Genomic DNA, 11848 nt, shown 5'->3' on the forward strand with positions numbered 1-11848 from the left:
GGCGCGAGCAGCGGTGGCGGTACAATAGGAGCTGGATTCAACGCGGGCAATATCAACGTCGGCGCGGTTCTCGATGCACTCGCCAAGGAGCACCTTGCTGCCATCCTGACAGAGCCAAATCTCACCGCGATGTCCGGTGAAGCCGCCAGTTTTCTCGCCGGGGGCGAATTTCCGGTTCCGGTCCTGCAGGCCAATCAGCAAGTCTCGGTCGAATTCCGCCACTTCGGCGTCAGCCTGGAGTTCGTGCCAACCGTTCTCGATAACAATCAGATCAACATCCGGGTCAAGCCAGAAGTCAGCGAACTCGCCGGACAAGGTGCTGTCCAGATTAACGGGCTTTCCGTGCCGGTGATGTCCACGCGGCGGGCCAGCACCGTCGTCGAGCTCGGCAGCGGTCAAAGCTTTGCGATCGGCGGGCTGATTAGGCGTAACTTCAGCACCAGCATTCGTACTTTTCCTTGGCTCGGCGATGTGCCGATCCTTGGCGCGCTGTTCCGCTCGTCGTCGTTTCAAAAGGAGGAGACAGAGTTGGTTATTATTGTCACGCCTTACATCGTACGGCCGGGGACGAACCCAGGCCGGATGAGCGCGCCCACCGATCGCATCGGGCCGCCCTCGGACATAGGACGCGTTCTGGCGAACACGTTGGCAAGTCGGCCGCGCGGCCGCGGTGCGGCCCGCACCAGCGCACCAGGCGCGCCGGGCGGTGGCGGCTTTATCGTTGAATGAGGATCGCCAATGAGCTTGCGAAGCGCGTGCCTCCTGATTGCTTTGACGACGAGCGTCGGCGGCTGCACAAGCCCTGCGTCGCTCGATGTCGAGCCGACTGCGCCAGCGATTCTGGTCCAGCGAGAGATCTACGTTCTACAGCTAGGCAGCCTGAGCGGTGGCGAACGGCAGCGTCTGCATGACTTCATTGCAAGTGCTAGCCGCGGTCGGCCGGATGCGGTCCATCTCGATATCATCGGCTCACCCCGGCTCGGCACGCAGGCGGCCAGTCAGGCCCGCGCAATGGGCGTTGGGGCTTACAACATCCGCCTGTACGACCGCCGCACTGACCAGCACGACAGCTTCGCCGTGCGAGTCGAGGCGGTCGTTTATGAGGCGCGCCCCCCCGTCTGTGCATCGCTGTCCATCGTTGGTCCTTCAGTTAATGATAATTCTTTCGACCAAACGCTTGGTTGCTCAATCCGCAACAATCTAGGCATCATGATCAACGATCCGCGCGACTTGCTCGACAATGAGGCTGTGAGGGCGAGCAATGGCGATCGAGCGGCCATTCCCGTTGCCACATACAGGACCTTCGGGAGGGGTGATCACAGCAACTTGGACCACGGAGCGAACAATCGGGTACCGTCACAACCGGCGCCAGTGGGCACGACCGATGAACAGTCGCTGCGATAGCGGCAACGTCCTTCAATGATGTGAATGCGCTAACCCAGGCGATGATCTAGACTTGGCCTGCAGCAAAGAGTGCTCTGGCGACAGCCTCGAAATGTTGGGCAGGAACGAAACCACCCAGCTTGGTGTTACGGATGAGCCGGCGCGCCAAGACATGGTCATCGATGATGTTGAGACGCAGCGCCCGCGCCTCATCAAGCAGCCGTGAAGCGGCTTCGCCTCTGCCGCGGCAAACCAAGACTGGCACACCGGTCTCGCCACGAACGTAGCGCAGCCCGACCAGCATCTCCCGTCCGCTTAGAATTAGTGTGGCGCGATGCAGACCGAGCGGAGGCTCGCTGGCCGCCTCTTGACCAAGACGGCGGTGTTCACGTTTCAACTCCGGATTACCTTGCTGTTCCTTGGACTCGCGCTTCGCCTCGGTCTCCGTCATGCGCATGTCGTGCAAAAACAACCAGCGCTGGATCAGGAGATCGATCAATCCGCCGATTAAAAAAGCACCGGCAGCAATTCCAATCAGCAGTTTCAGCTCCGTGAAGACAAAGGAGAGACAGCCCACGCCACAGGCTGGCAGATACACCAGCGTCTTCCACATGCCGATAACGACGAGGAGAAAGCTTGCACCGAGGGCGAACACCTTGAACAGTGTCTTCCCAAGCTCGATTAGCGAACGCAAAGACGCGATGCGCTTGAGACCGTTGATGGGATTCATGTTCTCTAATTTCGGCTTGATCGTCTCCAAGGAAAAGACTAGTCCACGATTTGCCAGGAATCCGGCTAGAGCGGCCGCAGCGACGATAGCCCCGAGGAGCGGGCCAACGGTCGCGATAGTCAGTTCGGTCAAGACACCCAAGGCCTGCTTGACGGCGGTGTCAAAGGGCTGATCCTGCAGCTTGTCGACCAGTAGGAGCCCTTCATGCCATTTGTCCTGGATTAGACTGGCCTCTAACCAGAGATAGCCGAGACCGGCGCAGGCGCTGACCGCACTCACAAAATCAGCGTTTCGAGCGATTTGCCCTTTATTGCGCGCATCGCTAAGCTTCTTGGGAGTAGGGGGAAGCTTCTTCTCTTCGCTCGTTTCGCTCATTTCAGCAGATTCTCGAACCAGTCAAGCATGCTGTTCGACTGGATGATCTCCGATTTCATATATTCGACGAGATAGACGGCGTAGGTCACCATCATGATCCCAAAGCCGACATTCTTGATTGTCGGCGAGAGATCATTCATCTTGAATTGTGGCGCAAAGCGCCCAAGCATCATGATTGAGACATCGACCAGGAGTAGGAAAGCGACCACAGGCCCAGAGATCAGAAACGTCCTAAGCATGATGTAATCGAGCAGCAGTATTAATTCCATTGCTGCTTGTACGGTCAGGAGGGGTAAAATCCGATAGACGGGCCAGATCTGATAGCTGCCATAAAGGCCGCGGATCATCGTCTGCAGGCCTCCCGATGCGACGAAGATCGTAATCGCAGTGATGCCGAGAAAGAGAGCCGTAGCCGAAGCGTGGCTGTGCGTTGCGGGATCGGCCGGAACGACCTCGCTGGTGACGCCGCGTTGGGTGTCGATGATCTCACCGACCGCCTGGATACTCCATAGCGGGACACTGAGCAGGACGCCGAGCACCAGGCCAACAAACACCTCCTTCAAACCAAGGAGCGTGACTATGACCAGCCGTGTGTCTGGGTCTAGCGTCTTCAAGCCGTCGCTGATTTGCGCCAAGCATGGTAGCCCGATCGCAAATGCCACACAGCCGCGGATTGGCCCGCCAATGGGGGGCCGCGTAAATACAGGAAGGACCAGCATTATGCCAAGGGCGCGGGCCATACCAAGGCCGGCTGCAACAATGAATTCGATAGCCGCCTCGATCAGACTTTGAGCCTCGGCGGGTGACAAGCCATACATGGTGAGGGTCGCTAATAGCCGGCGGTGAGCGCGGGAAACTCAGTGAAGATTTGCTTGGCATGTTCAACGAGCGGGGCGCTCAGCACGGGGAACAATGAAGCGATCACCGCCACAACGACCAAAAGCTTCGCGGTAAGTGGGAAGGTTTGATCCTGGAGTTGCGTTGCCGCCTGGATGATGCCGATGCCAAGCCCGACAATCACCGCTGCTACGAGTGGTGGCAGGACCCAGATCAAAAACAGCACGAGCGATTGGCTCATGTGAGTGAGAATGCTGGCCTCATTCATGCTCATATTCCCGATGTTGTATAACTCAGCACCAGCCCGTGCATCAGTCGCGACCAGCCATCGATGACCACGAATAGAAAGAGCTTAAATGGGATGGTTATTACTGTTGGGGAGACCATCGACATGCCCATGGCCATCAGGATTGTCGTTACGATGAGATCGATGGTGATAAAGGGAAGGTAGAGAAGAAATCCAATCTCGAAGGCACGCTTGAGCTCCGAGATTAGAAAAGATGGCACAAGAATTGCCAAATCATCGCCCGTGGTCCGGCCGCGCATTTCCTCCGGCCAGACATGCTCGGTCGAGGACAGGAAGAAGCGCCGCTGCTCTTCCGTGGTGAACTTCTTCAGATAGCCGCGCAGCGGCTCCAGCCCCTCTTTAGCGGCGGTCACCCAGTCGTCGAACGTTTGGTAGCGGAGTTGCGGGGCGGTCACGCGGTTGTAGGTTTGCTCAAGAACCGGCGCGCTAACGAAGACGGTAAGGATCAATGCCGCGCTATATAGAACGATATTGGGCGGCACCGACTGGGTTCCGAGTGCGTTGCGGACGAGGAAGAGAACGACCGATATCTTTGCGAACGCGGTGGTTGTGACGACTGCGAACGCCAGCAGACCAAGCCCGGCTGTGACCGCAAGAAGCGCGAGGATTCCGGGTTGAACGTCAGTCATTGCCCGCCAACCTGCCACGAAGCCTAATGGCAAGCTCCTCGCCGACCCTTACGATGTCGCCACGGCCGATACGCCGGCCGTTGGCAAGGATATCGATCGGTCCGTCGGCCGGTCGGCCAAGTTCGAACACATGCCCTTCGCCGACATTCCTCAGTGCTCCCAGCGCGATCGGCCAGCGGCCGCATTCGAACACAAGCATGATCTCGATATCATCGAGATCCGTTTCTAGCGGTGGTTCCTGCGATTCGGGTTGAGTCGTCATATGCGCATACTCCAGATGGCGCGGTCGCTGGCGGAATGGCCCCCGCAGGATCAGGCGATCGCCGGCAAGATCTGCCACGGCCCATAGCCGGCCCACACTGAGGATGACCTGGTCACGGGCGAGCGGCATTACGTCTGGCACCAGAGCGTCGCCAGCACACGCTTTACGAAGAAGTGCGGCCGAAGTGTGGAGCCAGCCGATCTCCCCTGCGACGATGACGGGCAGTTCAGGAGAAAGCTTGCGCGTCTGGCGCGGCAATTGGCTGAGCAGCTGGCCTAACGCGCGGAACGCTGGCGGTACCGCATCATCAAGAGACGAAAATAAGAACAGGCGACCTTTGCCCCTAAACGGCGTGTAGATGACGTCGAATTCCAGATAAGGACCTAGCGTCGTCGCATTGTCCACTCGGAGAAGCTGCATGCTCTGCTGTGTCTCAGCCTCTAGTCGGGCAATCAAAGGTTCGAGTGCAAGTTCGAGAACCAGCGAACGACTTGGCTCGGAGGATAAGACGAGGCCACTCTGCACGGTCGAGATCAGCGCCTCCACAAGCATACACGGCAACGACAAGATAATCGTTTCATCTCCGACACCCCAAACGCAGTCGAGCATCGATATAGCCGAAGGTTCCTGCTGCCAGACAACCCGGTCCATCCGCACCGACAGCGACCTTTCGCCAAGGTGGGTCTGCAACGGTGTACGGGGTGCGGCAATTTCATTGAGCCACGAGACCACAGCCCGGGACAAAGTTGGCGCGGGTTTGAACGTAGCTTCTTTGCCCACAGTAGTTACCGCATGTAGTTTGACAGACTGCAGGTCGGCGTCACCACATGCGGACTCGCGGCCATCAGATTGAGTCGCCCGCCACCTCACCACGCAACCCCCTCCCATACCGAAGCAAGATCTCATCATCGGCTTCCATTTCGGCTGCGATCTCCGAATAGGAATCGGCCGCGCGCCGGACGTCGGCCTCGATCTGTTCCCATTTGTGCGTCGCCGCCGAACATTCGGCCCAGTGCGCCCGCATCTCGGACACCGCTGTCTCGGCCAATCCTTGAGCGACACGCGCGTCGTCAAGTATCCGGCGTCTCAAGGTGATCTCAGCGGTGAGCCGCTCAATGAAGAGGTGGCAACGATCGAGTTCCGCGACGGACAAGAGATCGAGCGACATCAGGTGTTGGTAAAGCTCCGCCTCAAGCCTTGCACGCTGCTGCTCGGCAACTGCAAGATCCCGCGAAGCGCGTTCCGTTGCTAAGGCGGCAGCGTGGCGTTTGGCCTCCATGGTGGACAGCCCATTAAGCGCACTCCGCTCTCTCATATGCTTCACAAGGCATAAGCTCGAAGCGTGAGCGGAACTCACGCGGTCAGACGCGACAACCATGCGACGGTTTCCTCAAAACTGGACTCCTCGTCTTCACCCTGGCGCAAGAATTCGTTCAGATCGTTGATCAAGGCAATCGCCCGATCCGTCAGTGGATCGCTGCCTTGTTTGTACTCGCCGACCTTAATCAAGAACTCGGCCTCAGCGTGGCGCGAAAGCAGATCACGGAAGGCGGATGCCGCCTTGCGATGCGACGCAGATACGATCGCGTCCATGACGCGGCTGCGGCTCGACAGAACATCGATCGCGGGGAAATGCGCGCGCGCCGCCACGAGGGGCGAGAGTACGATATGACCGTCGAGAATGCCGCGCGACTCCTCGGCGATTGGATCGCCCGTGCCGTCACCTTCGACAAGCACGGTATAGAAGGCTGTGATTGAGCCGCGCTCACCCATGCCAGCACGCTCCAGCAGGCCTGGCAGCATGGCAAAGACAGAGGGCGGGAAGCCCCGCCGGGTGGGTGGCTCACCGGCAGCAAGACCGATCTCGCGCATGGCGCGGCTGAAGCGTGTCAAGGAATCCATCATCAGAACGACACGCAGTCCTTGTTCGCGAAAATACTCGGCGAGCACAGTTGCGGTAAGCGCACATTGCGCCCGTTCGACCGCCGAGCGATCCGAGGTCTCAACGACAACGACCGTGCGGCAAAGGGCCGTTTCCCCAAGATGCCGCTCGATGAATTCGCGCACTTCACGTCCACGCTCGCCTATTAGCGCGATGACTGTGACGTCGGCGGCCGCGCCTTTCACGATCTGTGACAACAACGTCGACTTGCCGCAGCCAGGCTCTCCATAGATTCCTATTCGCTGGCCCTCGCCACACGTCAGAAGACCATCCAAGGCGCGTACGCCAAGTGGGAGGGGCCGCTCGATAATGAGCCTCGTCATGGGGTTGGGGGCCTTGCCGCGCAGCGGACGAGTCTCAGCGGTTTTGACTGCGCCTTTACCGTCGAGTGGACGGCAGAAGCTGTCGACCACCCGGCCAAGCAAATCAGAACCGACCGGCACTTCATGCATGCGTCCGGTGGCCACGACTTCTGCGCGGCTGGATAGGCCTACCAAGTCACCGATCGGTGTGAGCAAAGCGCCATCCTGCAACAGACCAATCACCTCCGCCTCAAGCGACCAGCCGGTGCGCGGATCCTGCAACAGGCAAAGTTCGCCAATACGCGCCTCGGGCACGACGGCATGGAGCAGCGTACCGATGGCCCGCGTGATCCGTCCCCGTACGGCACGCGTGTTGATACGCTTTGCTGTAGATCTCAGATGTGAGAGTCCCGTCTCCAGAGTTTCATCTTCGGCGCGGTTGCTATGCTTTGCTCGCAGCATAGTCACAGTTCGCCTCCCTGAGTTCGCAACCCAAAGCCGAGGTGGAGCGCGCGGAGCTGCGCGGCAAGTCCTAAGTCGACATTTCCAAACTCGCTCCACAGCACGCATTGCTGCGGCGACAGCGCCGGATCCGAATGAATTCGAACCTTCGGCCGACCCTCCTGTCCGTCGCATGCAGCGAATTCGCGCACGAGCGCATCGGCCTGCGCGGGAGACACATGAAGGCAAACTTCCGCGCCGCTAAACTTCTGCTCAACCGCATGACGAACGGTCCGCACCAATATCTCGCCCGGATCGAAGGCGCCCAGCAGATCGCTCACGATCTCCATCACGAGCTGTGGCAACTCCCGCTCCAGAACAGCTTTTCGCCGTGCCACTTCGGAGGCAGCCTCCGCAACCAACCGCGCCATTTCCTCGGCGCCAGTGTTCAAGCCCTCTGCATAGCCGCGCGCCCGCTCCCGGTGATAAGCTGTGCGTGCCCATCTGCGAACCCGCTGCAGATGCCGCTCTGCTGCGGCGCGCGTCTCGACCGCATTGTGCCAGATTGCGAGCTCCCTCGCCGGTATCAGTGGCCCGAGCGGGCGTATCTTTGGGGCGACGGGGGATATTGAAGCATCGGCTGTCATACAGTGGGCATCTCCGTCGCCAAATGGGTTATCACCAAGGAGAGCAATGGGCCCGCAGCATTGCGGTGTTCGGCCGCTGGGTTCTCGGCGGCGGTCCCAATAGGCAAGCGTAGAAGCACACGGGTACGGTCAAGCGCTGAAGCCTCGTTCAGCCAAGCGCCGAGACAGGCATGTCCCTCGTGTTCAATCTGACGCGCGAGTCGCTCCGGATCGGCAATCGATGTGGTTTCGATCGCATTGGCCAGATGCCGGATACCGAAAGCGTGCGCTTCAGCGCCGATACGTCCAATCAGAATTGAGAGGTCATACCTTGAAACTAGCTTTAGCAGCGAGCGGGCATGCCAGATACTGCCGGCGAGCAGAGCAGCCCGACGCGGATCATGTCCGAGCAGAAGGTCGCTTCCCCAGCCACTCCCGTTCGGGTCCATTTCATTGCCAAGCAGCAATCTCGCCAGTCTACCCTGTAGCCTGGGGCTCTTCTGCAACCGCATCACTGTCGAAGCCGATAGTGATACGTCGAGACGTGCGGCAAGACGGGTCGGATGCATTGACGCGACAAGCTCGCTCAGGCCCACAGAAGTCGATTGGAGCGGACGTTGAAGTCCGGCGGATGGCATCAATCTCGGCAATGGAACACCACCCTAGGCCGCATCGGAGATGATGTTTTTACCAACGGTCTCGATTGCGGACGCGCCTGGTCGCTCTCCGACCGTGGTTAGCTCGCGCGGTGATTGCCTGCGCAGATGCATACGAGCGCTCAGCAAGACGTAGCATAGCACGCCAAACACAGCACCGATTAGACCTAGCCCAACCGCAAGCACTGGCGTTGGAATGGATTTGGTCGCTTGGATCAAACTGGTCGCAGGTGCAGGCCGTTCCTCAAGCGCAGCCCGTTCAACCGGCACGAAAACCACCGCTACCTTGTCGTACAATAATCCTTCGATGCTGTTGGCCACAAGCATCCTGATCTGCGGCAGTAGAACCGGGAGATTTGCATCGGAGGCATGTCGGATGAAAACCGACGCCGACGATGGTGTGGCGTCCTGTCGCAACAGATCATTTTTCGGCAGAACAACATGGACACGCGCAGAAAGGACGCCGTCGATATCGCTGATCGTGCGCGACAATTCTTCGCTCAGGGCATAAACGTAGCGGGCGCGCTCCTCGGTAGGGGAGGCAATCAGGCCCGATCCTTTGAAGACTTCGCCGAGGTTCTTGAAAGACCGACGCGGCAGCCCCTCGGTATTCAGCAGGTCGATTGAGAAGGCAACCTGCTTTTCTTCGACCTGAATCGTGCTGGACCCGTCCTTAGCGACAACACGGGCCGCGTCGACCCCCTTGTTAAGAAGCAGCGCGAGCATCTCGTTCGCCTCGCGCTCCTGAAGTTTGGTGTAGAGATCGGCCTTGCAGCCGATCAGTGCGAGAAGAGGTGGCAGCACAATGAGAACGTGAAGCCGCCGTTTGAAAAGGCGGCCATGGTCGATTTCTTTGTCCATCGAACCAGTCATCCGCCTCAGCTAGCCCGCTGACAGTAGTTTATTCAGAGATGAGGTGACGGCGCCGGTACTCTTAGTGACAAGCGAGACCTGAATGGCGTTGTTGTAAACATCCCGCAAGTTCGCCAGCATCGGTTCGAACCTATCCGCCCCTTCCGGCTGGCCCGCCGTACGCACTCCGACCCCCTTCGGCCGTGGAAGGCGCTGCGCGGCCGGCCCAGGCTGGACACTCTTCGCAAGAGCCGATTCACTGCTGGCGGCGGCAGAAGGAACTGTATTGCTCCGATACATTGCAGAAAGAGTCTGGAGGACGCGCTCGCCCAGCGGACTCGTCTGCGTTGTCGCACGCTGAACCTCTAACACCGGAGGAACGGGCGCCGCTTTATCTGTCGCCGAGGGGACATCGTTTTTAATCGAGGCCGCCTGTACAAGACTGTGCTGAAACCGAGCTTGCTCGCCGAGTATTTCCGCCGACCCGATCCTGGGCAGACTGTTGGTTAGATTGGGAGAGATCGGTGTAGCGGCCAACATCATGCAAGGACTCGTTATTTTCTTTCACATGTGATGAGTCTAGCCACTCATCGCTCGTTATCGAGTCAATACCCTAGAGAGTCAAACTGACAGCAAGCTGACGAACTCGCCAGGGAATTCGTCACATATTGATCCGGCTTAGGTAATCTTGAAATCGACGGTCCGTCGACCCAGTCGGCGGAATGAACCATGTGGACATGCGCAAGCTGTCGGCAGCAGCGCAAGAGGGGCGTCGGCCGCAGGTGGTTGGACTGCGCGAGAGCGGCCTGACTTATGATGCCATTGCCGCGCGGGTCGGCCTGACCCGGACCGGCGTGTTCGACATCTGCCGCCGCTTCGCCGAACAGGGCCGGGCGGGATTGGCCAGCCGCGGGGCCCGGCACCCGGCACGGGAGGGTTTCTCGTGCCCCAGCAGGAAGTGCAGGTCCGCACTCTGATCAGCCAGCACACCCCCGACGAACTCGGTCGACCCTTTGCCCTGTGGAGCCGGGCGGTGGTGCGGATGCTGACCGAGCAGTCCTGTGGGATCCCGGCTGGCGGTGCGCACCGTCTGCACCGATCTGGCGCGTTGGGGCTTCACGGCCCAGAAGCCGCTCAGACGGGCCTACGAGCAGTCGCCGAAGGCAGTGCGGCGCTGGCTACGGCAGGACGACTCAGCCGTCGTGGCGCAAGCCAGAGGGGGGAAGCGCACGATCTTCTGGGGTGACGAGACCGGCCGACGCTCGGACGATGGGCGCGGCCGCAGCTTCGCCCCCAGAAGCGGGACGCCTGTGATGCGCCCCTGCCACAAGCGCGCCAGCTATGACGGATTTTAGGTGATGGGGCGGATCAGGCGGTGCTGTGTGTTGGCAGCGGAATGACCTCGCTACCGTCCTGGAATCTGACACCCGCGATCACCTTCGGCAACTGGTTTCCGCCCATCAGCCGACGCCAGCTTTTCGCGGCCGCCATGACGAGCTTGACCACCATCAGCCGGGCGGTGGTCGGCGACAGCGAGCCCTTGGTGCACACCGTGCGATGCCGGACCGGGGCGAACACGCTCTCGATCGGGTTCGTGGTTCTCAACGCCAGCAGCGCCTGCTGGTCCTTGGGCACGCGCTCGACGGCTTTGGGATAGTGTGCGCAATAGGCTTCCTCAAATAGATCGATGGCCACCTCGGGTTGGGCTCGTGTCGCCGCCAAGTAGATCTCGCGCAGGGCTGTCTTCGTCCCCGGCTGCACGGACTTGGGCACCTTGTTGAGCACGTTGGCGGTCTTATACAGCTAGCACCTCTGATGATGGGTGCCGGAGAAGAGTTCATCGAGCGCAGTCCACAAGCCGAGAGCCCCGTCACCAACCGCCATCCGGGGCGGAATGGACAGGCCCCGCCGCTTGATCTCGACGAGTAATTCTCTCCAGCTCTGGGCACTCTCGCGCACCCCGGCCTGAAAGCCGATCGGCTCCTTTTTGCCCTCCGAGGTGGCTCCGATCAGCACCAGCATGCATATGTGGACATCGAGTAATCGCGGGTAGCGCGAGAGCTCTGGCGGAGATGCTGATGAGGAAGGACCGCGGCAAGGCAGGCCGCTGCAGGAGTGGGTACAGCTCGGCCTCACTCGCGCCGGTCATGCGTCCCTGCCAAGCGAGAACAGCGACGCGACCGCGTTCTTGCTGATGCCCGCCGGCCGCCTGGGACCGGCTTTTCTGGTGTCAGAGAACTTCTACGTGCTCAAGCGGTACAACGAGTCCGATCTTTATGCGCTGTTCATCGGCCATCTGGCCGATCGGCTGCGCGGCGGCTCCGGGTTTCTGACAGCGTGGAGGCCAATAGATCCTATGAAGCGAGGCGATATTTGGGCCATGCAGGAGCGCCTGCAGGCCCAAGGCCACGATGTCGGCAAGGTCGATGGTCTGATCGGCTTTGCAACGCGCACTGCCATTGGCGAGTGGCAAGCGCGACACCGACTCGCGGAGACCTGCTTTCCT

General features: G+C 60.0%; 16 protein-coding genes and 2 pseudogenes. 7 read left to right on the forward strand and 11 right to left on the reverse strand.

What is annotated here, in order from left to right; all coding sequences use genetic code 11:
- Together AA309_RS21515 and AA309_RS21520 are read left to right on the forward strand one after the other, a co-directional pair.
- A partial coding sequence (locus AA309_RS21515; RefSeq protein WP_047191084.1) for a type II and III secretion system protein family protein occupies positions 1–729 on the forward strand: 729 nt, incomplete at its 5' end.
- A gap of 9 nt (positions 730–738) precedes the next feature.
- Positions 739–1404, forward strand: a complete 666-nt coding sequence (locus AA309_RS21520; protein WP_047191085.1) for a CpaD family pilus assembly lipoprotein — start codon at positions 739–741, stop codon at positions 1402–1404.
- Between the two features lie 46 nt (positions 1405–1450).
- Here AA309_RS21520 and AA309_RS21525 read toward each other — a convergent pair whose 3' ends face one another.
- From AA309_RS21525 to sctL, 8 genes are read right to left on the reverse strand one after another with little or no spacing between them, the layout of a single operon-like run.
- Complete coding sequence (locus AA309_RS21525) at positions 1451–2488, reverse strand: EscU/YscU/HrcU family type III secretion system export apparatus switch protein (protein WP_047191086.1); 1038 nt, start codon at positions 2486–2488, stop codon at positions 1451–1453.
- Positions 2485–3306 carry a type III secretion system export apparatus subunit SctT gene (gene sctT / locus AA309_RS21530; RefSeq protein WP_047191087.1) on the reverse strand — a complete coding sequence of 274 codons (822 nt, stop codon included), beginning with the start codon at positions 3304–3306 and terminating at the stop codon, positions 2485–2487. Before sctT ends, AA309_RS21525 begins: the two co-directional genes overlap by 4 nt.
- A gap of 11 nt (positions 3307–3317) precedes the next feature.
- Positions 3318–3593 (reverse strand): EscS/YscS/HrcS family type III secretion system export apparatus protein, encoded by a 276-nt coding sequence (locus tag AA309_RS21535; RefSeq protein WP_047191088.1) that lies wholly within the window; start codon positions 3591–3593, stop codon positions 3318–3320.
- A 2-nt stretch (positions 3594–3595) separates the two neighbouring features.
- Positions 3596–4261: a type III secretion system export apparatus subunit SctR gene (gene sctR, locus AA309_RS21540; protein ID WP_047191089.1), complete on the reverse strand. Its 666-nt coding sequence runs from the start codon at positions 4259–4261 to the stop codon at positions 3596–3598.
- Complete coding sequence (sctQ, locus tag AA309_RS21545) at positions 4254–5396, reverse strand: type III secretion system cytoplasmic ring protein SctQ (protein WP_425286896.1); 1143 nt, start codon at positions 5394–5396, stop codon at positions 4254–4256. Before sctQ ends, sctR begins: the two co-directional genes overlap by 8 nt.
- A complete protein-coding gene (locus AA309_RS21550) occupies positions 5368–5901 on the reverse strand; it encodes a YscO family type III secretion system apparatus protein (RefSeq protein WP_047191090.1) in 534 nt (177 codons plus the stop codon). Before AA309_RS21550 ends, sctQ begins: the two co-directional genes overlap by 29 nt.
- Positions 5877–7229 carry a type III secretion system ATPase SctN gene (sctN, locus tag AA309_RS21555; protein WP_116532064.1) on the reverse strand — a complete coding sequence of 451 codons (1353 nt, stop codon included), beginning with the start codon at positions 7227–7229 and terminating at the stop codon, positions 5877–5879. The genes AA309_RS21550 and sctN overlap by 25 nt, the downstream gene beginning before the upstream one ends.
- Before the next feature lie 2 nt (positions 7230–7231).
- Positions 7232–7855 (reverse strand): type III secretion system stator protein SctL, encoded by a 624-nt coding sequence (sctL, locus tag AA309_RS21560; RefSeq protein WP_047191092.1) that lies wholly within the window; start codon positions 7853–7855, stop codon positions 7232–7234.
- Between the two features lie 170 nt (positions 7856–8025).
- Here sctL and AA309_RS37470 point away from each other — a divergent pair, with 170 nt between their 5' ends.
- The gene (locus tag AA309_RS37470; RefSeq protein ID WP_342027975.1) at positions 8026–8154 is read left to right on the forward strand and encodes a hypothetical protein; all 129 of its coding nucleotides are present in this window, start codon (positions 8026–8028) and stop codon (positions 8152–8154) included.
- 342 nt (positions 8155–8496) lie between these two features.
- Here AA309_RS37470 and sctJ read toward each other — a convergent pair whose 3' ends face one another.
- A complete protein-coding gene (gene sctJ / locus AA309_RS21565) occupies positions 8497–9351 on the reverse strand; it encodes a type III secretion system inner membrane ring lipoprotein SctJ (RefSeq protein WP_244470438.1) in 855 nt (284 codons plus the stop codon).
- A gap of 21 nt (positions 9352–9372) precedes the next feature.
- On the reverse strand, positions 9373–9885 hold the full coding sequence (locus tag AA309_RS35405; RefSeq protein ID WP_160310520.1) for a nodulation protein NolB: 513 nt from the start codon (positions 9883–9885) through the stop codon (positions 9373–9375).
- A 179-nt stretch (positions 9886–10064) separates the two neighbouring features.
- On the opposite strand from AA309_RS35405, the gene AA309_RS36685 reads away from it, so the two are divergent.
- Both AA309_RS36685 and AA309_RS36690 read left to right on the forward strand, forming a co-directional pair.
- On the forward strand, positions 10065–10319 hold the full coding sequence (locus AA309_RS36685; RefSeq protein WP_244470439.1) for a helix-turn-helix domain-containing protein: 255 nt from the start codon (positions 10065–10067) through the stop codon (positions 10317–10319).
- A gap of 84 nt (positions 10320–10403) precedes the next feature.
- Positions 10404–10697 (forward strand): winged helix-turn-helix domain-containing protein, encoded by a 294-nt coding sequence (locus AA309_RS36690; protein WP_244470440.1) that lies wholly within the window; start codon positions 10404–10406, stop codon positions 10695–10697.
- Positions 10698–10710: 13 nt separating this feature from the next.
- On the opposite strand, the pseudogene AA309_RS33370 reads toward AA309_RS36690, so the two are convergent.
- Positions 10711–11388: pseudogene (locus AA309_RS33370) on the reverse strand (transposase); the annotation flags it as partial.
- A gap of 37 nt (positions 11389–11425) precedes the next feature.
- On the opposite strand from AA309_RS33370, the pseudogene AA309_RS37475 reads away from it, so the two are divergent.
- Both AA309_RS37475 and AA309_RS37480 read left to right on the forward strand, forming a co-directional pair.
- Positions 11426–11635: pseudogene (locus AA309_RS37475) on the forward strand (lytic murein transglycosylase); the annotation flags it as partial.
- An 87-nt stretch (positions 11636–11722) separates the two neighbouring features.
- Positions 11723–11848 (forward strand): peptidoglycan-binding domain-containing protein (locus AA309_RS37480; RefSeq protein ID WP_342027976.1); only part of this gene is annotated, 126 nt, incomplete at its 3' end.

It is taken from the genome of Microvirga vignae (assembly GCF_001017175.1).
Classification (GTDB): domain Bacteria; phylum Pseudomonadota; class Alphaproteobacteria; order Rhizobiales; family Beijerinckiaceae; genus Microvirga; species Microvirga vignae.